General features: G+C 71.8%; 18 protein-coding genes. 11 read left to right on the top strand and 7 right to left on the bottom strand.

The window, feature by feature from the left end; translation table 11 throughout:
* Positions 1–10: 10 nt before the first annotated feature.
* The gene (locus ACZ6S0_RS30470; RefSeq protein WP_465922751.1) at positions 11–940 is read left to right on the top strand and encodes a hypothetical protein; all 930 of its coding nucleotides are present in this window, start codon (positions 11–13) and stop codon (positions 938–940) included.
* 6 nt (positions 941–946) lie between these two features.
* On the opposite strand, the gene ACZ6S0_RS30475 is transcribed toward ACZ6S0_RS30470, so the two are convergent.
* Entirely contained in the window at positions 947–1783 is an 837-nt protein-coding gene (locus ACZ6S0_RS30475; protein ID WP_465922752.1) for an SDR family NAD(P)-dependent oxidoreductase, read from the bottom strand.
* Between the two features lie 148 nt (positions 1784–1931).
* Here ACZ6S0_RS30475 and ACZ6S0_RS30480 point away from each other — a divergent pair, with 148 nt between their 5' ends.
* The 6 genes from ACZ6S0_RS30480 (at position 1932) to ACZ6S0_RS30505 (ending at position 8091) form a co-directional block, all read left to right on the top strand.
* A complete protein-coding gene (locus ACZ6S0_RS30480; protein WP_465922753.1) occupies positions 1932–2930 on the top strand; it encodes a LacI family DNA-binding transcriptional regulator in 999 nt (332 codons plus the stop codon).
* 138 nt (positions 2931–3068) lie between these two features.
* Positions 3069–3569 (top strand): SigE family RNA polymerase sigma factor, encoded by a 501-nt coding sequence (locus ACZ6S0_RS30485; protein WP_465922754.1) that lies wholly within the window; start codon positions 3069–3071, stop codon positions 3567–3569.
* On the top strand, positions 3566–4453 hold the full coding sequence (locus ACZ6S0_RS30490; protein ID WP_465922755.1) for a PASTA domain-containing protein: 888 nt from the start codon (positions 3566–3568) through the stop codon (positions 4451–4453). The genes ACZ6S0_RS30485 and ACZ6S0_RS30490 overlap by 4 nt, the downstream gene beginning before the upstream one ends.
* A 190-nt stretch (positions 4454–4643) precedes the next feature.
* Positions 4644–6242 (top strand): aminotransferase class V-fold PLP-dependent enzyme, encoded by a 1599-nt coding sequence (locus ACZ6S0_RS30495; RefSeq protein WP_465922756.1) that lies wholly within the window; start codon positions 4644–4646, stop codon positions 6240–6242.
* A 54-nt stretch (positions 6243–6296) separates the two neighbouring features.
* On the top strand, positions 6297–6785 hold the full coding sequence (locus ACZ6S0_RS30500; RefSeq protein ID WP_465922757.1) for a RidA family protein: 489 nt from the start codon (positions 6297–6299) through the stop codon (positions 6783–6785).
* A 10-nt stretch (positions 6786–6795) separates the two neighbouring features.
* A complete protein-coding gene (locus ACZ6S0_RS30505) occupies positions 6796–8091 on the top strand; it encodes an amidohydrolase/deacetylase family metallohydrolase (protein ID WP_465922758.1) in 1296 nt (431 codons plus the stop codon).
* An 85-nt stretch (positions 8092–8176) separates the two neighbouring features.
* Here the strand turns inward: ACZ6S0_RS30505 and ACZ6S0_RS30510 are convergent, their stop codons facing one another.
* The 5 genes from ACZ6S0_RS30510 to ACZ6S0_RS30530 form a co-directional block, all read right to left on the bottom strand.
* Complete coding sequence (locus tag ACZ6S0_RS30510) at positions 8177–9118, bottom strand: LysR family transcriptional regulator (protein WP_465922759.1); 942 nt, start codon at positions 9116–9118, stop codon at positions 8177–8179.
* Between the two features lie 153 nt (positions 9119–9271).
* Entirely contained in the window at positions 9272–9775 is a 504-nt protein-coding gene (locus ACZ6S0_RS30515; protein ID WP_465922760.1) for a 2,4'-dihydroxyacetophenone dioxygenase family protein, read from the bottom strand.
* Positions 9776–9804: 29 nt separating this feature from the next.
* Positions 9805–10542 carry an SDR family NAD(P)-dependent oxidoreductase gene (locus tag ACZ6S0_RS30520; protein ID WP_465922761.1) on the bottom strand — a complete coding sequence of 246 codons (738 nt, stop codon included), beginning with the start codon at positions 10540–10542 and terminating at the stop codon, positions 9805–9807.
* A gap of 244 nt (positions 10543–10786) precedes the next feature.
* Complete coding sequence (locus ACZ6S0_RS30525) at positions 10787–11437, bottom strand: RraA family protein (protein WP_465922762.1); 651 nt, start codon at positions 11435–11437, stop codon at positions 10787–10789.
* Positions 11438–11451: 14 nt separating this feature from the next.
* The gene (locus ACZ6S0_RS30530) at positions 11452–12762 is read right to left on the bottom strand and encodes an MFS transporter (protein ID WP_465922763.1); all 1311 of its coding nucleotides are present in this window, start codon (positions 12760–12762) and stop codon (positions 11452–11454) included.
* A 218-nt stretch (positions 12763–12980) separates the two neighbouring features.
* Between ACZ6S0_RS30530 and ACZ6S0_RS30535 the strand changes: the two genes are divergently transcribed.
* Positions 12981–13919, top strand: coding sequence for a LysR family transcriptional regulator (locus ACZ6S0_RS30535; RefSeq protein ID WP_465922764.1), 939 nt, complete (start codon positions 12981–12983; stop codon positions 13917–13919).
* Between the two features lie 100 nt (positions 13920–14019).
* On the opposite strand, the gene ACZ6S0_RS30540 is transcribed toward ACZ6S0_RS30535, so the two are convergent.
* Positions 14020–14472: a winged helix-turn-helix transcriptional regulator gene (locus ACZ6S0_RS30540; RefSeq protein ID WP_465922765.1), complete on the bottom strand. Its 453-nt coding sequence runs from the start codon at positions 14470–14472 to the stop codon at positions 14020–14022.
* Positions 14473–14557: 85 nt separating this feature from the next.
* Here ACZ6S0_RS30540 and ACZ6S0_RS30545 point away from each other — a divergent pair, with 85 nt between their 5' ends.
* The 3 genes from ACZ6S0_RS30545 to ACZ6S0_RS30555 all read left to right on the top strand — a co-directional run bounded on the left by ACZ6S0_RS30545 (position 14558) and on the right by ACZ6S0_RS30555 (position 18530).
* Complete coding sequence (locus ACZ6S0_RS30545) at positions 14558–15793, top strand: MFS transporter (protein WP_465922766.1); 1236 nt, start codon at positions 14558–14560, stop codon at positions 15791–15793.
* A gap of 10 nt (positions 15794–15803) precedes the next feature.
* Positions 15804–17078: a serine hydrolase domain-containing protein gene (locus ACZ6S0_RS30550; RefSeq protein ID WP_465922767.1), complete on the top strand. Its 1275-nt coding sequence runs from the start codon at positions 15804–15806 to the stop codon at positions 17076–17078.
* 225 nt (positions 17079–17303) lie between these two features.
* The gene (locus tag ACZ6S0_RS30555) at positions 17304–18530 is read left to right on the top strand and encodes a cytochrome P450 (RefSeq protein ID WP_465922768.1); all 1227 of its coding nucleotides are present in this window, start codon (positions 17304–17306) and stop codon (positions 18528–18530) included.
* The last annotated feature ends 337 nt before the right edge of the window (positions 18531–18867 follow it).

The following is an 18867-nucleotide window of genomic DNA, read 5'->3' on the forward strand; positions in this document are numbered from 1 at the left end:
CGGAGGGACGATGAGCCTGGCCAGCCTGGGGCTGACCGCCACGCAGGAGCGGCTGTACCGCTACCTGCTGCGCACCGCGCGCGCCGACCTCGACACCGCCGCCGCCGAGCTGCCCATGCCCGGCGTCCGGGAGGTGGCCGGCGAACTGCGCGCGCTCGGCCTGGTGGACCACGCGCTCACCGCGGTCACCCCCGCGGCGGCCGTGGACCTCCTGGTACGGCGGCGCATCGAGCACACACAGCGCCAGCTCACCGAGCTGACCCTCGCCTGGGACGTGCTCACCGAGCTGTCCGAGGAGCACCGCAGCGGCCGTCCCGTCCAGATGGTCGAGCACATGCCCGACGGCCCGTCCGTGACCCGCCGCATGGCGGGGCTCCTGGCCGACGACCCGGGTGAGCTGATGCACCTGAAGGCGAAGGCCCTGTTCAGCGGGAGGGGGTACCAGGTCAACCGGTTCAAGGGGTTGCTGGCTCGCGGGTTGCGCAGCCGTACCCTGTTCTCCGCGCACGCCCTGGACGACCCCGAGCAGGAGCCGTACGCGCGGTCCCTGAACGAGCTGGGCGACCTGCACCGGGTGACGACCGAACCGGTCCGGCACCTGGCCGTCGTCAACCGGTCGATCGCCTTCGTCCAGGCCGATCCCGCCGACGCGACGGCGGGCGCGCTGCAGATCCGCCAGCCGGGGGCGGTCGCGATGCTGGCGGACGTGTTCGACGGCATGTGGGCCCGCGCCCGAGACCTGGACGACCTGCCCCTGTCCCCCATCGAGCAGCAGGTGCTGCACGCCCTCACCTCTCACGACACCGACGAGGCCGCCGCCCGCTCGCTGAACGTCTCCGTACGCAAGTTCCGCACCCACGTCGCCGACCTGATGTCCCGGCTCGGCGCCGGCACCCGTTTCCAGGCCGCCCTGCGCGCCAAGGAACGCGGCTGGCTCTGACCCGGCTCACCACGGGCCGGGTGCGCGCCGATCCCGGCGGCGCGTGGCGGCTGCCACGGCCACGGGGATCGTCCTGGCCTCCGGGTCGTGGGCGAGCACCGTACGGCCGCCGTCGACCGGGAGGGTCGCGCCGGTGACGAAGCCGGCCTCGGGCGACAGCAGGTAGGTGATGGCCGAGGCGACCTCGTGGGCGTCCGCGACGCGGCCCAGCGGGTGCACGGCGGCCATCTGCTCCTCGATCCGGGCGGCGGCCTCCTGGCCCTGGGCGGCCAGGTAGGCGGCGTAGCGCTCGGTGTGCACCGAGCCGGGCGCGACCGCGTTCACGCGGATGCCGCGCGGGCCGTACTCGACGGCCAGCGCCCTGGTCATCCCCTCGATGGCCGCCTTGGCGGTCACGTACGGCAACGAGCCGGGGACCGCCTGCCGCGCCTGATGTGAGGAGACGTTGACGATCGCCCCAGGGGATCGGGCGGCGAGGAACCGGCGGACCGCGGTCGCGCAGCCGGTCAGTGCCAGGTCCAGGTGCACCGCGATCAACTCGGACACCTGCCGGGCGGCGGACGAGTGCACCGAGGCGTCGCGGAACACGGCGGCGTTGTTGACCCAGCCCGCCAGGGGCGCCGCGGCCTCGGCCGCGTCGGCGGCCAGCTCGGCGACGCGGGGGTCCGCGGCATCGCCCGCCAGCCCGATCAGCCGCCCTTCCCCGGCCTGCCCTTTCGTCCAGGCCAGGCCCGCCGGATCCCGGTCGATGGCCACCACCGTGCCGCCCGCGGCGACCAGTCGCTCGGCCACGGCCCGGCCGATGCCCCGGCCACCACCCGTGACCACGTAGGAGCCGTTCATACTGCGCCTCGCTCTCTGGGCCTGATCTGTGCCGGCTGTCTGGCGTCGTACCAGGAGACGTGACGATCGCCCGGACTGTCAAGTGCTTGCATGGAAGCACTTTCCAGGTAAGGTTCCGTTCGCCGGCATCGAGTGAGGGAGCGCGTTCGTGACCAGCCCGCCGACCATCTACGACGTGGCCAGCAGGGCGGGCGTCAGCATCTCCACGGTCTCGCGGGCGCTCAACTCGCCCGGCAGGGTCAGCGAGCAGACCCGTCGCAAGGTGCTCGCCGCCGTGGACGCGCTCGGGTTCACCCCCAAGCCGGACGCCGTGGCCAAGGCCCGCCGCGGTGTCGGCCGCATCGGCGTGATCGCGCCCCACACCTCCTACCCCTCGGTGGCCCGCCGCCTCAACGGCATCCTGAGCGCCATCGGGCCGCGGCCGATGGAAGTCGTCCTGTTCGATCAGGAGTCGGCGGCGGAGAGCGCGTCTCCCCTGCTGGCCAGCCTGCCGGTCACCGGCAGGCTCGACGGGCTCATCGTGGTCAGCCTCCCCCTCGACGAGAGCGTCGCCGACCGGCTCACCGGCCTGGGGCTCGCGACCGTCCTGCTCGACGTACGCCACCCCGGCTTCGACGCCGTGCACACCGACGACACCGCCGGAGGCCGCCTGGCCGCCGGTCACCTGCTGGAACGCGGCCATCGCCGCCTCGGTTTCCTCGGCGAGGCCCAGCTCTCCGACCGCTACGTCTCGCCGTCGCGGCGCAGGCTCGAGGGATACCGCGCCGCGCTCGCCGACGCCGGCCACCCCCTCCGCGACGAGGACGTCCGGCTGGTCCGCCATCGCGCGCGCGAGGCCCTGGCGGCCGCCCACGAGTTGCTGTCCCGGCCGGAGCGCCCGACCGCCGTCTTCGCCGCGGACGACACGCTCGCCGCCGGGGTCCTGCGGGCGGCCCGCGACCTCGGCCTCACCGTGCCCCGCGACGTCGCCGTGGTGGGCTTCGACGACGGCGAACTCGCCGAGGTCATCGGCCTCACCACGATCCGCCAGCCGCTGGAAGACTCCGGCCGCGCCGCCGCGGAACGCCTCATCCAGCAGCTCGACCACCGCACCACCGCCCGTGACCTGGCCCTGGAGCTGGAGCTGGTCGTTCGCGGAACGACCTGACCGACGATCCCTCGTAGGCCATCGGTCGGCCTGGCGGGAAAGCTCCTCCGCGGCCCGCGAAGTACACGGCGTCGAGGTCCGGCACTCAACCTCCGGGCGGGTTCGCGCGTTGGGAGGAGCGAAAGGAGGCCCTCATCGATGACGGACGATGACGAAGCGAACTTCGACGTGTTTCTCGCCACCAGGAGCACCGCTTTACTGCGTACCGCGATCCTGATCTGCGGGATGGCCAGACATGACGCCGAGGACCTGGTCCAGCACGCGCTGGAGAAGGTCTACCGGAACTGGCGCCGCATCAGGCACGACAATCCCGAGGCGTACGCGAAGAGGGTCGTCGTGAACGCGGCGATCAGCAAGGCCCGGCGGCGCAAGGTCGTCCAGGAGGTCATGTTCGCCCGGCCGCCCGAGACCGCGGCCCACTCCCCCGACCTCGACCTGCGCGACACGCTCATCGGCGAGTTGCGCAGGCTGCCGCCCCGGATGCGGGCGGTGCTCGTGCTGCGCTACTGGGAGGACCAGTCGGAGCAGGCCACCGCGGCCCTGCTCGGCTGCTCGGTCGGAACGGTCAAGAGCCAGGCGGCGCGGGGGCTCGCCAGGATCCGCGAAAACCTGCAAGTCGCAGAGGAAGTGAACAGATGACCATCGAGGACGACCTCGCGAACGCCATGGCGGAGCACGTCCGCGACGTCCGGGCCGCGCCGGACCTGGGCAGCGCCATCCGCCGCGGGCATCGCGCCCACGTGATCAGGTTCCGCGCGGCGGGGGCGGCGCTCGTCACGGCGGCGGTCATGGTGGCCGTGCCGGTGACGCTGAACTCCGGCGGCCCGGCCGGCAGCCCCGACGCCGCCGCCGGCCAGGACCGTGCCGAAGTGCGCAACGACGTGACCGTGCCCGACATCACCGGTCGGCCGACCACCGAGGCGGTGCAGGCGCTCCACGCAGCCGGGCTGAAGGCAGCGCTGACCGGAACGCAGGTACGCGGAGGTCAGGTGACGGCGCAGGAGCCCGCCGCCGGCACGGTCGTCCCGTGGGGCAGCCTGATCACGCTCGACGTACAGCTCCCGGCCGCGCCGACGCCACAGGCCCTGGGAGATCTCGGCGACGGGCGGCAGTTCGGCGGCATCCGGCTCACCTACCTGCCCGAGGGGCTCGAATGGGGCCGGTGGTCGGACAACGACGTGATCGGCGACGGCAAGAGCTACACCACCAGCTACCGGAAGCCGGGCCTCCCCCAGGGCGAGTACTCCGTCCAGGTGATCGTGGCCCACGACGCGTCCGCGGACGCCCTGTACGCCTTCGCGCCCGAGCACCGGGACGAGAGCGTGGACATCGGCGGCAGGCCGGCGCGGCTTTCCCTGGGCGGCGACTCCGCCGTCGACGGCGGGCCGAGCACGCCCACGATCACCTGGAAGATCCGTGACGACCTGGCCGTGAAGGTGTTCATCAGCCCCGCGTACGCCGGGGAGGTCGACGGCCCCGGCGAGCTGAAGAAGATCGCGAAGGGCGTCCGCGCGATCAAGTGAACGCACCGGCGTGCCGCCCGGACCCCGACCGGGCGGCACGCGATCGCGGACGGCGCGTGACGGCGACCTTTCCAGGTCCCGCCACTATCTGAATGCCGAATAGTGTCATCGAAAAGACGCGCTTAACATGGGTCGCGCCACTACCTACCGTTTGGTCAGGCCGATAAGACATGGACTGGCTGGGGGTCACGTGGCCGTTGATGCTGTCTCTCGACGTAACATCCTGCGACTCGGCGCCGGCATGGGCGGCGCGCTGGCGCTGGGCCCGATGTTGGCCGGCCCCGCGGCGGCGGCCGTGGCCGCCGCCGCGACGGCGACCGCACCCCTCGGCACCTTGGACCAGGCCAAGGACGTCTACCGGGCGATCGGCGTGCGACCGCTGATCAACGCGCGCGGCACGTTCACGATCCTCAGCGGCTCTCTCATGCTGCCCGAGGTCCGCGCCGCGATCGACGCGGCGGCCAGGCAGTACGTGCACCTGGACGAACTGGCGGATGCCGTCGGCAAGCGCCTGGGCGAGCTGACCCGTACTGAGTTCGGCCTGGTCAGCTCGGGCTGCGCCGCCGCGCTCACGCACGCCACGGCGGCCTGCGTGGCCGGCGGCAACCCCGACCTGCACGTACGCATCCCCGACCTGACCGGGTTCAGGAAGACAGAGGTGATCATCCCCAGGCACTCGCGCAACGTCTACGAGGCGGCGGTCAGCGCGGTCGGGCTGAAGGTCGTCGAGGTGTCGACCCGCGCCGAGCTGGAGGCGGCGATGGGCCCGCAGACCGCGCTGGTCTACATCATGGCGGGGCCCAGGGTGGACGACAGCGAGATCAGCACCAGGGTCATCGCCGAGGTCGCGAAGCCCAAGGGGGTGCCCGTCCTGGTGGACGCCGCCGCCGAGATCCTCACCATCCCCAACGTGCACCTCGGCCACGGCGCTGACCTGGTGGCCTACAGCGGCGGCAAGGCCATCCGCGGCCCCCAGTCGGCGGGCCTGCTGCTCGGCCGGGAGGACCTGGTCAGGGCGGCGTGGGTGCAGAGCGCCCCGCACCACGGGTTCGCCCGCGGTTTCAAGGTCGGCAAGGAAGAGGCCATGGGGATGCTCATGGCGGTCGAGATGTGGGTGCGCCGCGACCACGACGCGGAGTACCGGCGGTGGACCGGGTGGCTGCGGGACATCGCCGGCAAGGTGTCCGGCATCCCCACCGTGACCACCTCGATCGTGCAGCCCGAGGGGCTGTCCAACCGGACCCCGTCGCTGACCGTGCTCTGGGACGGTGAGCGGCTCGGCGTGTCGGGCCAGACCGTGACGGACACCCTCTACCAGGGCGAGCCGCGCATCGCCCTGAACGCCACGAGCCGCGACGGCAGGACCGGCGTGTCGATCACGCCCTACATGCTGACGCCCGGCGACGAGAAGGTCATCGCCCGGGAACTCGTCGAACTCCTGAAGGACCCCCCGGAGCCGCCGGAGCCGGCCGAGCCGCCCACGGTGGACGTCAGGCGCGACTGGTCGCTGAAGATCAAGTATCTGGCCGGCGCCTCGGACGCGCACCGGCTGCGGCTCTCGCAGGACGGCGCCACCGTCACCGGCTCGCACACCGGCGACTTCGTCACCCGGGACCTCACGGGCACGGTCAGCGGTGACACCGTACGCGTCCGCAGCACCTACGGCGAGGAGCACGGCGACTCGCTCTCCTTCACCTTCACCGGGACCGTCCAGGGCGATGCGATCAGCGGCGAACTCGACATGGGCGAGTACCTCAAGGCGACCTGGACGGCCGCGCGCGGCGGCTGACCCCGGCCGCACCGACGTCGTTTCCCCAGCAACCCCACCCCCAAGGAGAACCTGTTGTCCGAAAACCGCCGGGACTTCATCCGCAAGGCCGCCCCCGCCGTCGCCGCCGCAGCCGCGGTACCGGTCATCGCCGCCGCCACCCCGGCCGCCGCGAGCGACCACGACCCGGGCGGCCGCAGGCCGAAGAAGAAGGTCCACTACCCGGGTTCGGAGCCGCCGGAGAACCCCCTGTTCAGCCCCGTCGTCACCTACGGGAACCTGGTCTTCCTGTCCGGCATCGGCGCGCACTTCGAGGGCGACATCCGCGCCCACACCGACCACGTGCTGACCGAGCTGGAGCGGAACCTGGAGGCCGTCGGCTCGTCCATGGCGAAGGTTCTCAAGGTGAACGTCTACCTGAACGATCTCGCCGACTACGACGGCATGAACGCGGTCTTCCTGGGCCGGTTCGGCCCCGAGCCGGGGGTGCGTACCACGATCGCCGCGGCCGGGGGCATCCCCGGCGACTCCCTCGTCGAGATCGACTGCATCGCCGTCATCTGAAAGGACGGACATGAATCTTCGAGCGCGGGCCGGTTGGGCCGTCGTTCCCACGGTTCTCTCTCTGCTGGTCGGCGTCTCCGCCGCCGCGGCGGGCACCACGCCGGCCGCGCGGGAGCCCCAGTACGACCTTCTGATCCGCCGAGGCCACGTCATCGACCCGAAGAACGGCACCGACGCGGTCAGGGACGTCGCCGTCAAGGACGGCAGGATCGCCAAGGTCGCGGAGCGCATCGACGCCCGCGAGGCCGGGCGGACGGTCGACGTCGCGGGCAAGTACGTCACCCCGGGCCTCATCGACCTGCACGCCCATCTGTTCACCGGCCCTGAGGGCGCCTACGCCGACGGCTTCCAGAGCGTCGCGCCGGACGGGTTCACCTTCCGCTCGGGCGTGACCACCGCCGTCGACACCGGCTCGTCCGGCGCGTCGAACTTCGCCCAGTTCAAGAAGAACGTCATCGACCGTTCGAAGACCAGGGTGCTGGCCTTCCTCAACATCGTCGGCAAGGGCATGGCCGGGGGCGACTTCGAACAGGACCTGAACGACATGCGGGCGGGCCCGGCGGCGGAGGTCGCGCTGCGCTACCCCGAGGTCGTCGTCGGCATCAAGACCGCTCACTACGAGGGCCCTGAGTGGGACGCGGTGGAGAGGTCCGTCGAGGCCGGGGAGAAGGCCGGCATCCCGGTGATGGTGGACTTCGGCGCCAACCGCCCCGAGCGGCCGCTCGCCCAACTGCTGACCGAGAAGCTGCGGCCGGGTGACATCTACTCGCACGCGTACTCGGGCAACCGCGGCGAGCTGGGCGCGGACGGCAAGCTCAACCCCGGCCTGCACGCGGGCCGCGAGCGGGGCGTGCTGTTCGACGTCGGCCACGGCGGCGGCAGCTTCGCGTGGGAGGTCGCCGTACCGGCCATGAAGGAGCGGTTCCAGCCCGACACCATCTCCACCGACCTGCACGTCACCAGCATGAACGGCGGCATGAAGGACATGGCGAACGTCATGTCGAAGTTCCTCGCCCTCGGCATGCCGCTCAAGGACGTGGTGGCGGCGTCGACCTGGCGGCCCGCCCAGGCGATCGGGCACGAGGAGCTGGGGCACCTGTCGGTGGGCGCGCCGGCCGACCTGTCGGTGTTCACGCTGGAGAAGGGCAGGTTCGGGTTCGTCGACAGCTTCGGTTTCAGGATCGACGGCAAGCAGAAGCTGCTCTGCGAGCTGACCGTGCGCGGCGGCGAGGTGGTCTGGGACCTCAACGGCAGAGCCGCGCAGGTCTGGAAGCCGGGCTCGGGCCAGGGCGACGGCGAGCACTGACGGCCCTCGCCCCGCACGAACGGGCTCCCGTCCGCACCGCACCTGGACGGGAGCCCTTCCGCGTGCTCGGACCTGCCGTGGTTTCTCAGAGCGGCTGCTCGTCCCAGGGCCAGCGGGGTGCGGGCAGGGTCGTGAGGGTCCGGCGGACGGCCTCCACCGCCGGGGACACCACCGCGTTCGAGCGCCACCAGACCGCCACGACCCGCTCGCAGTACGGCTCGGCGACCGGGACCAGGACGACCCCCTCGGTGTTGGCCGTGGTCATGGCCAGGCTGTTGGTGACCCCCGTGCCCATGCCGTGGCGTACGAGGGAGATGAGGGTCTGCGGCTGGTTGGTCTGGGCGATGATGACCGGGTTGAGGCCGGCCATGGCGAAGGCGAGGTTGGCCTCGTACTGGCGGCCGTGCCCCTCGCCGCTCTCGCCGATCGTCACCACCGGGAGGGAGGCGATCTGCGCGAGCCGTACGCTGCGGGAGCGCGCGAGCGGGTGGTTGTCGCGGAAGACCGCCACCAGCGGCTCGCGCCAGAGCACCCGGCTGACCACCTCGTCGGAGTTGACCAACGGCTGGAGCGGCCGGATCGCCAGGTCGACGCCGCCTTCGACGAGGTCGTCGCCGAGCGCCACGCTCGGCCCCTCGCGCAGCACGAGCCGCACGTGCGGGTGCGTCGCGCGCAGTGCCCGCACGGCGGGCGGGTAGAGGTAGGAGGCGGCGCTGGGGTAGGCGCCCAGCCGCACCTCCCCGCGTACGACGCCGCCGGTCAGCTCGGCGAGCAGGCTGAGCCTGCGCAGGACCTCCTCGGCGTGCGGCAGCAGCGCGCGGCCCTCCGGCGTGAGCGCCGCGGGCTGCAGGGAACGGTCGAGCAGCCGCGCGCCGAGCAGGCGTTCCAGCTCGGCGACGTGGCTGCTGATCCGGGGCTGCGAGCGGTAGAGGGCCTTGGCCGCGGCCGAGAAGCCGCCGTGGTGGGCGACGGCCACGAAGCTGACGATCCAGTCGATCCGGTAGGGAAGCACGTTTCGGATGTCCATCAGCCCCGCTCTCTCGTCGCGGCTCCGGGGATCGCCGCGAGGTTCACGTTCGGGGCATACCCTGATCGGACGGTCCACCCGGCCGCCACGAGAAGCGGCCCGTCCAGGCCATGGCTCGACCGATGGCCTCGACGGGCGGGCTGAGGGGCGGGATCAGCGGATGAACTGGTCGACGTAGCCGGCTCCGAGCCCGACCTTCTCGTAGTGCCTGCGACACATGTCGATCTTGGTGAAGGTGTCCTCGTAGCCGATCAGCGCGCCGTTCTCGTCCACGTACGCCATCGCACCCGTGATGTTGAAGTACGTGATCATCTCGGAGCAGTCGTCGGGCACCGCGAGCGTGTGGATCTCGCCCGGTGGCTCGTAGACGAAGTGGCCGGCCTCGGCGACCCACTCGTGCTCGTGGTAGTGCCACCTGCCCTTGATCACGTATCCGAAGACCACGCCGGGATGGCGGTGCCTGGAGACGATGCCCGCGGCGGTGACCTTGAGCAGGTTGCACCACTGCCCGGTGACCGTGTTGAACATCAGTGGCCGGAACCACACGTCGGGCGCCTGCGGCACCCACACCCGCTCGTCCTCGGGGACGGCGGCGACGGCGATCTCCGGCGGCACCGCGGAGGAGATCGGGATCGTTGGGGCCTGCGTACCGGTCATGAGCCGCTCCTTCTGTGTCGGTCTGAACGTCAGGCGGCCAGGTAGCCGCCGTCCACGGGGAGCACCACGCCCGTGATGAACCGGGCGTCGGGGCCGCACAGGAACACGACCGCCCCCGCCACGTCCGCGGGCTCGCCCCAGCGGCCCATCGGGGTACGGTCCACGATCCGTCGCGCCGCCGTGCCGTCCTCGTGCAGGGCCGCCGTCAGCGCGGTACGGATCCAGCCCGGGGCCACCGCGTTCACCCGGATGCCCTCCCCCGCCCACGCCACCGCCAGCGCCTTGGTGAGCTGCATGACCCCGCCCTTGCTCGCCGTGTACGCGGGCGACTTGGGACCGCCGACGAAGCTGAGCATGGACGCGACGTTCACCACGCAGCCCCGGGAGCGGCGCAGCAGGTCGCGGGCCGCCACGCAGGCCCGCATGGTGCCGGTCAGGTTGACCTCCACCACGCGGGCGAACACCTCCGGGTCGTACTCCTCGTTCCTGGCGATCACCCCGGCGGCGTTCACCAGCACGTCGAGCCTGGGGAGCCCGCCCAGGAACCCCTCCAGCGCCCCGGCCTCGGTCAGGTCCAGCTCGACCGGCCGCACGGCCCCCGGGCGGGGCGAGGACGGCGGGGCCGGGTCCGCGCCCAGCCCGGCGGCGATCACCTCGGCCCCCGCCGCGGCGAAGCGCTGGGCCACGGCCGCGCCGATGCCGCTGGTGCCGCCGATGACGACCACGGTGCGGCCGTCCTCGGTGCCGCCCGGATGTACTTCGTTCACAGTGATCCTCTCCGCTGATCCTCGCCACCGAGGTGTCGGCAACTGCGATTCAACCGCCGACCCGCCGCTCCGCCATCGATCATGCGGGACGAGGATGAGGGCCATTCGAAGTAGGACGGGTGGCCTTTTCCGCCGCATCAGGGCGTGGCCGAAGGCGGCGGCGTCCGCCGGCGGGCCCTGGGTCGCGGCGTTGAACTCCAGCAGCGGCTCACCGAGGGCGAGGATCCGCGGATGGGGCATCGGCTCAGATCCGGTTGTACTCGGCCAGACCGCTGCGCAGCGAGCCCGAGTCGAGGATGAGCCGGGTCTGCTCCTTCTCCCGTCGCTCGATCTCCTCGGCGGAGCGCAGCACGTCCGCGACGAGCGCCCGCGGGACGCGAACCACGCCGTCGCGGTCGGCCACGATGAGGTCGCCCGGGTGCACGGTCACCTCGCCCAGCACGACCGGTTCGTTGAGTGAGACCGTGCTGTAGCGGCCGACGGTGGTGGCGGGCACGCTGTGGCGGGCGTACACGGGGAAGCCGGGGAAGTCGCGCAGGATCTCGGTGACGTCGCGTACGCCGCCGTCGAGCACGCAGCCCGCGATCCCGCGGGCGACCGCGCCCGCCGTCATCAGCCCGCCCCACACGGCCACGTCGGCGCCGCCCGCGTCAATGCACACCACGCTGCCCTCGGGGGACTCGTCGATGGCGGTCAGCGCGTGGGTCGGCGGCTCCGTCTCCGACGACGGGACCTCCCGTACGGTCACCGCGGGCCCCGCCAGCGTGCGTGCCCCGGGTGTGACCTGCCCGACCGCGCCGGCGAGATGGCCGCGCGCGCCGTGCTGCTCGACGGCGTCGGCGACCGACGCGGTGGAGATGCGGCGGAACGCCTCGAGGACGTCCTCGGAATACATGCGTGAGGTCTCCTTCAGGTGGTGGGGGTGGGGGTTTCGCTGCCGAGCGGCACGATCCTGCGGATGACCAGGCCGTACACGAGCGCGCCCAGGAGGGACACGCCGCCCGCGACGGCCAGCGGGACGATGTACGAGCCGCCGGAGGCGTCCAGCAGGATGCCGACGACGAGCGGGCTGACGAATCCGGCCACGTTGGACGCGAATCCTTGGATGCCGGCCAGCGATCCGACGTTCGCCGTGGTGGGGGCGACGTCGGCGGGCAGCGCCCACAGGCTGGAGGCGGCGAAGCAGAGCGCGCTCTGCGACAGGGCGAGCAGCCCCAGCGCCAGCCAGGCGTGCTCCACGATCCCGGCGAACACGATCACGGACGACAGGACCAGCCCGATGACCAGCGGGAACTTGCGGGCGTAGGTGACGCTGCGGCCCTGGCTGATCAGCCGCGTCTGCACCCAGCCGCCGAGCCACTGCGCGGGCATCGCCAGCAGCGCCGGGATCATGCCGAAGAAGCCCAGCGTGAGCAGATCGAAGCCGCGCGCGTTCACCAGGTAGGAGGGGAACCAGGTGATGAAGAAGTAGAGCACGAACGACAGGCAGAAGAAGCCCAGGACCATGCCCCACACCGTGCGGTGGCGGAACAGGTGCGCCCACGGCATGGGTGGCACGGCCTCGCCGACCTCCTTGCCGCCGCCGTCACGGATGTAGGCGCGCTCGCCGGGCGTGAGCTTGGGGTGCTCGCCGGGGTCGCGGTAGAACTTCAGCCAGATCGCGCAGTAGATCAGCCCGACCACGCCGGCCGCGACGAACGAGCCGCGCCAGCCGAGGAACGCCACGATCGCGGTGGTGATCGGCAGCGCGAACGCCGTGCCGGCCCGGCCGCCGCTGTCGAAGATCGAGGCCGCGAGGCCGCGCTCCCTGGTGGGGAACCAGCGGGCGACGATCTGCGAGCTGGACGGGTACGCGGGTGACTCGACGGCCCCGAGCAGCAGCCGTACGAGCAGCAGCACGACGAACCCGGTCGCCGCGCCGACCAGCATCGTGGCGATCGACCAGGCGGCCAGGGCGAGCGCCATCATCCTGCGCGGCCCGAACCGGTCGACCAGCCACCCCGCACCGGGCAGGAAGGCGGCGTACGTCCAGAAGAAGGCCCCGAGCAGCAGCCCGGTGGCGGTGTTGGACAGGTCGAGGTCCTCGGTCATGTACGGCAGCGCCACCCCGAGGTTGGCGCGGTCCAGATAGTTGATCGTGATGGAGCCGAAGGCGAGCCAGATCATCGTCCATCTGACCCGTCCCGCGGGTGTCGTGTTCGCGGCGGAGGATGCGGCCATGCGGGCTCCTCGGGGGGTTGTGCACCGTCCACGGGAATCCGGAGGGACGGCAGGGGGGCTTGGGTTTCCGGAGGGAGCGGATGTCAGCGAGCCTATGAGGGCCCACGTTTTGTGTTAAGCGCACGTTACGTATACGGCTATTCGGAAAACGGATCCTGACGTATTCGCTTCCGCGGCCGGGCCTTGTCGCCGTTCCCGGGGTGGGTTAGAGCAAGGGCATGTTGCGACCGGAAGTCCGTCTTGAGTGGTTCGTCTCGTTCCTTGGCGTCATCGACACCGGTAGTTTCAGCGCGGCCGCCGAGGCCGTGCACCGTTCACAACCACGGGTGAGCACCCACGTGGCCGCGCTGGAGCGGGAGGCCGGCGTGTCCCTGTTCAACCGCAGCAAGCGGCCGGTGGAGCTGACCGAGGCGGGCGCGGTGCTGGCCGAGCACGCCCGCGCCATCCTGCACCAGCTCGGCGACGCGGAGGCGGCCATGGCCGCGCGGCGCGGATCCGCCCGCAGGGTGGTGACGCTGGGCAGCCATCCGAGCGCCGGCGCGGCGTTCGTGCCGAGGCTGCTCGAACACCTGGCGCGCACCCGGCCCGCCATCAGGGTCGTGCTCGTCGAACGGGCGACGCTGGAGCTGGACGCGGCCCTGACCGCGGGCGAGATCGACGTCTGCCTGCGCCCGATGGCGCCACCCGCCGGGCCCTCCGTACGCTGGCGGCCTCTGTGGCACGAGACGCTCGCGGTCGTCCACCCTCCCGATCACCCGCTGGCGGCGTTACCCGACCCGCTGCCGGTGGCGGCCGTGGCCGCGTACCCGCTGATCACGATCGGCCGCCTCGGCTCCTCGGCGGCGCTCGGCTTCGAGACCTACCAGGCGTTCAGGGAGCAGGGTTTCGAGCCCGAGGCCGTACAGGCCACCAACCAGCCGCAGACGCTGATCTCCCTGGTACGCGCCAACCTCGGGATCGGCGTGACCAACCGGCTGGCGGTGTCCACGGCCGACACCCGCGGCGTGCGCGTACGCCGCCTCGACGCACCCGGCGGCCGGCGCGTCGCCGTGCACTGGGACGCCACCCGCCCCCTCACCCCGGCCGCCCGCACCCTCCTGCGCGAGATCCTCGCCACGCCGGTGCCGCCGGACACAGAACCGCTCGTACCCGACTGACGCCGGCGAGGTGGCGGAATCTGAGTGATCCGTCGCGCCGGCCCTGTACGGCATCGCGTACCTGGGCGGCGGGCTCGGCTCGTCGGCGCGGGGGTGTGGCTCAGGCGGTCTTCCTGACGTGCGTCGCCTCGGTGGAGAGCGGCGCGCCGTCCTGGCCGAGCGGGTGGAGCCGGGGAAGCTCGCGGCCCTGGTCGTCGAGGAGGACGGAGTGCGGCTCGTCCGGGGCGAAGGCGTGGCGCTCGCCCCATTGCCGCAGGGCGACGACGGCCGTGAAGAGGTCCCGCCCGGCCTCGGTGAGCCGGTAGGTGTGTCGTCTGCCGTCGGCGGCGCCGCCCTTGTCGAGGATGCCGTGCTCGACGAGCTTGCGGAGCCGGTCGGTGAGGATGTTGCGGGCGATCCCCAGCCGCTGATGGAACTCGGTGAAGGCGGTCGCCCCGTCCATCGCGTCACGGATGATCAACAGGCTCCACCGGTCGCCGATCAGGTCGACGGTCCGTGCGACCGGGCAGGCCGGGTCGGTCCAGGCGCCTCCCCCGGCGAGTGTGACGTCCACTGGCCCCCTCCATGATGAGTTGCAATCTGAAACCATTATGCCCTAACCTCCGATAAGTTGCATTTTGAAACCTATTGGAGGGTGTATGTCGTCAGGACTGAAGGGGAGGCAGCGGGTCGTGCTCGCGCTGGTGTGCGCGGTGGCGGTGTCGACCGTCTACGGCATCCAGCCGGTCCTCGAGGCCGCGGGCGAGGACCTCGGGCTGGGGGAAAGAGCGCTGGGGTGGCTGGTCGCCGCCGGGCAGATCGGCTATCTCGCCGGGCTGGTGCTGCTGGTCCCGCTCGGCGACCTGTTCGACCGGCGCCGGCTCATCACAGTGCACCTGCTGCTCACGGCGGTGGGCGCGGGGGTGGCCGCCGCCGCGCCCGGCGGCGGCGTCGCGATCGCGGGGCTGGCCCTGGCCGGGCTGTTCGCCGTGGTTGTCCAGATCACGGTGGCGTACGTCGCCGCCGTCTCACCGGCCGGCGAGCGTGGCCGCAACATCGGAGCGGTCACCTCGGGCGTGGTCATCGGGATCCTCGGAGTACGGGTGGTCGCGGGCGCGCTGGGCGAGCTGGCCGGCTGGCGTCTGGTCTACGTCGTCATCGCCGGGCTCTGCGCGATGCTGGCGCTCGCCGCCCGGTTCACTCTCGACGCCGACCTCCGCCGCCCCCGGGCCCGGTACGGGAATCCGCTGTCCTCGCTGGGCCGTCTGGTCGCCGGTGACCGGCTGCTCCTCAGCCGGGGACTGGTCGCGTTCTTCCTGTTCGCCTCCTTCGGCACGCTGTGGAGCGGGCTGGCGCTGCCGCTCGGCGACGCGCCGTGGCACTTCGGCACCACCGAGATCGGATTGTTCGGACTCGCCGGTCTCACCGGGGCGCTGGGCGCGGCCAGGGCCGGCCGCTGGGCCGACCGGGGCCTGGCCCACTCGGTCACCGTCTGGGCGCTGGCCCTGCTCGCAGGCTCGTGGCTGCTGATCGCCCAAGCGGGGGCATCGCTGTGGCTGTTGATCGTCGGTGTCGTCGTCCTGGACTTCGCCGTGCAGGCCGTACACGTCAGCAGCCAGCACCTGCTCACCGCCGCCCGACCCGATCGGAGCAGCAGCGTCATCGGCGCCTACATGACCTTCTACTCGCTCGGCTCCGCGCTCGGCGCGATCACCACCACTTGGGCCTACAGCATCGCGGGATGGCCGGCCGCCAGCCTGCTCGGCGCGGTTTACGCCGCACTCGGACTCCTCGTCGCCGCCAGGTCCCGCCCCCGCTCGGCCACGACCCCAGGTCACCGCGGCCAGAAGGGCAAAACCACTGAAACCAGCTCAACGACGCCGCTGATCCACTAGACATCAGGTCATGACGACGATCGAACCGCATCGCCCGATGCCGAACGACCTGAGCAGACGGCGTTTCCTGACAGTGGGCGCCGCCACGGTGCCCGCCCTCACGCTGGGAACGTCCCGGCCGGCGCTCGCCGCGACGGTCCAGACCGCGGGAGTGGCGCCGGCCGCGCTCGCCGGCTTCGACAACGTGCTGAAAACCTACATCGTGGAGCGCCGGATCTCCTGCGCGCAGCTCGCCATCACCAAGAACGGCAAGCTCGTGCTGGCCAGGGCCTACCGCTACAGTGACGACCCCTCCGTGCCGAAGTTCACGCCCACCTCACTGTTCCGCATCGCGAGCCTCAGCAAGCACATCACCGCCGTGGCGATCATGAGGCTGGCGCAGGACGGCAAGCTGAACCTGGGAACGTCCGTGGCCGCGCTGCTCGGGCTGTCGACCACGGCCGACCCCCGGCTGGCGAACGTGACGGTGTGGCGGCTCCTGCAGCACACCGGCGGATGGGACCGCGACCTCGCGGGCGACTACCTGTACATGGACCACACCATCTCCCGGTCGCTCGACCTCTCCCTGCCGATCACGCGCGAGCACATCATCCAGTACGCCGGCGACCGTCCACTCGACTTCGCCCCCGGCAGCAGGTACGCCTACAGCAACTACGGCTACCTGCTGCTCGGCCTGATCGTGGAGAAGGCGTCGGGCCTGGCCTACGAGTCGTACGTGAAGCAGAAGATCCTGACGCCCGCCGGCATCAGCAGGCTGCGGCTCGGGCGTACCCTCAAGGCGCACGCCGCGCCCGGCGAGATCGTCTACGAGTCGGCGCAGACGAGCAGGACGGTCACGGACGCCTCCGGTACGACGGTCCCGGCTCCGTACGGCGGCTTCAGCATGGAGAACCGCGGGCCCGGCGGCGGCTGGCTGGCCTCGGCGGTGGACCTGGTGCGGTTCGCGAAGATCCTGGACGCTCCCGGCGCGGTGCTGAACGCGACCTCCATCGGCAGGATGCTGGCCAAGCCGGAGACCGGCGTCACGGAGAACGGCTCGTGGTACGGGGCCGGCCTGTGGGTCCGCCAGGTGACGGGACACCTCAACACCTGGCACAGCGGCGGACTGCCCGGGACCTACACCTACACCGCCAGGCTCCAGAACGGCTTCACCTACGCCGCCCTGTTCAACCGGAACGAGGAGAGCGGGTCGCCGGACTTCGACGTGCTCAGCCCGCGCATCAACGCCGAGATCGGCAAGGTGACGACCTGGCCGACGACGGACCTGTTCCCGCGCTATCTCTGATCGGGCGCCCGGGGCAGGAGGCGGTGCGCCGGGCGGACGGGGACGGCCTCGCCGGTGGCGGCGGGAAGGCTTGGCGGGGAAATGGCCCCCGGGTGTCACAAGGGGCGGTCACGCGGTGTCTTGATGCCGAGCGGGCAGCCTAGCCGGGCCTTCGTGGGGAAGCTGTCCCTGGTCGGGGCCGGGACCCCGCTCGAAGAGCCCGGAGCCAGCACTGGGAGGTCATTCATGACGAAGATCGTCGCCGCCGAACGCGCCGACGTGGAGATGCCGGTCGAACGCGGCTGCCCGTTCGCCCCGCCCGCCGAGTACGAGCGACTGCGCAGGCAGGCGTCGATCAGCAGGGTCCGCCTGGTCAGCGGAGCCGAGGTGTGGTGGGTCTCCGGGCACGAGGAAGGCCGTGCCGTGCTCGCCGACCGCCGCTTCTCCTCCGACCGGCGCAGGGACGGTTTCCCGTTCTTCCTGGCCGACGCGGCGGCCGTGGAGCAGTTCCGCGGCCAGCCGCCGTTGATGGTCGGCATGGACGGCGAGGAGCACGCCGCGGCCCGGCGTCCGCTGATCGGCGAGTTCACCGTGAAGCGGCTGGCCGCGCTGCGCCCGCGGATCCAGGAGATCGTCGACCGGGCCGTCGACGACCTGCTCGCCGCCGACCGGCGTCCGGCCGACCTGGTGCGGGCGGTGTCCCTGCCGGTGCCCTCCCTGGTGATCTGCGAACTGCTCGGCGTCCCGTACGCCGACCACGACTTCTTCCAGCACCGCACGACGGTGGTGGTGCGCAGGAGCACGTCGCCGGAGGAGCGCGGGCGAGCCCTGACCGAACTCCGCGGCTACCTCGGCGACCTGGTCACCCGCAAGGAGTCCGAACCAGGTGACGACCTGATCAGCCGGCAGATCGCCAGGCGACGCCAGGAGGGCGACCTCGACCACGCGAGCCTGGTGAGCATGGCCTTCCTGCTGCTCACCGCCGGGCACGAGACCACCGCGAACATGATCTCGCTCGGCGTGCTCGCGCTGCTCACCCACCCGGAGCAACTGGCCCTGGTCACGGCCGACCCGGACAGGACGCCCATGGCCGTGGAGGAGCTGCTGCGCTACTTCGCCATCGCCGACGGGGTCACCTCCCGGGTGGCCACCGAGGACGTGCGGATCGGCGGGGTGCGCATCAGGGCCGGCGAGGGCGTCATCGTCTCCGGCCTGTCGGCCAACTGGGACCCCTCGGTGTTCGAGAACCCGGACGTCCTGGACGTCGGGCGCGGGGCCCGCCACCACCTCGCCTTCGGCTTCGGCCCGCACCAGTGCCTCGGCCAGAACCTGGCCAGGACGGAACTGGAGATCGTCTTCGACACGCTGTTCCGCCGCGTCCCCACCCTGCGGCTCCCCGTACCGATCGAGGACCTGCCGCTGAAGACGGACTCCGTCATCTACGGCGCCTACGAACTCCCGGTCACCTGGTGACCACGACGTTAACCCGCGGACAGAAGCATCCTGACAAAGATCTTCGTGGCCGATCCTGATCGGCCGCCGCACCGACCGAGTCTTCCCCCCGACCCGCGAGGACCGCATGCCCGTGCCATCCGTGGAATCGCCGCGCCCGCACGACGGCGGACGGCGCGAGTTCGGGGTACGGGTGGCCCTCGCCGACGTGTACGCGACCGTGACCGGCTTGGCCCGGTCGCTCGCCCGGTCGCTCGATGACGCCGACCCCGCGCCGCGACCGGACGCGACGGCGGACGAAGCCGACGCGCGGACCGATCCTGAGCCTGCCCGCGACGCCGCGCGCGGGCTCCCGCTC

It is taken from the genome of Nonomuraea sp. NPDC051298, from assembly GCF_055586305.1.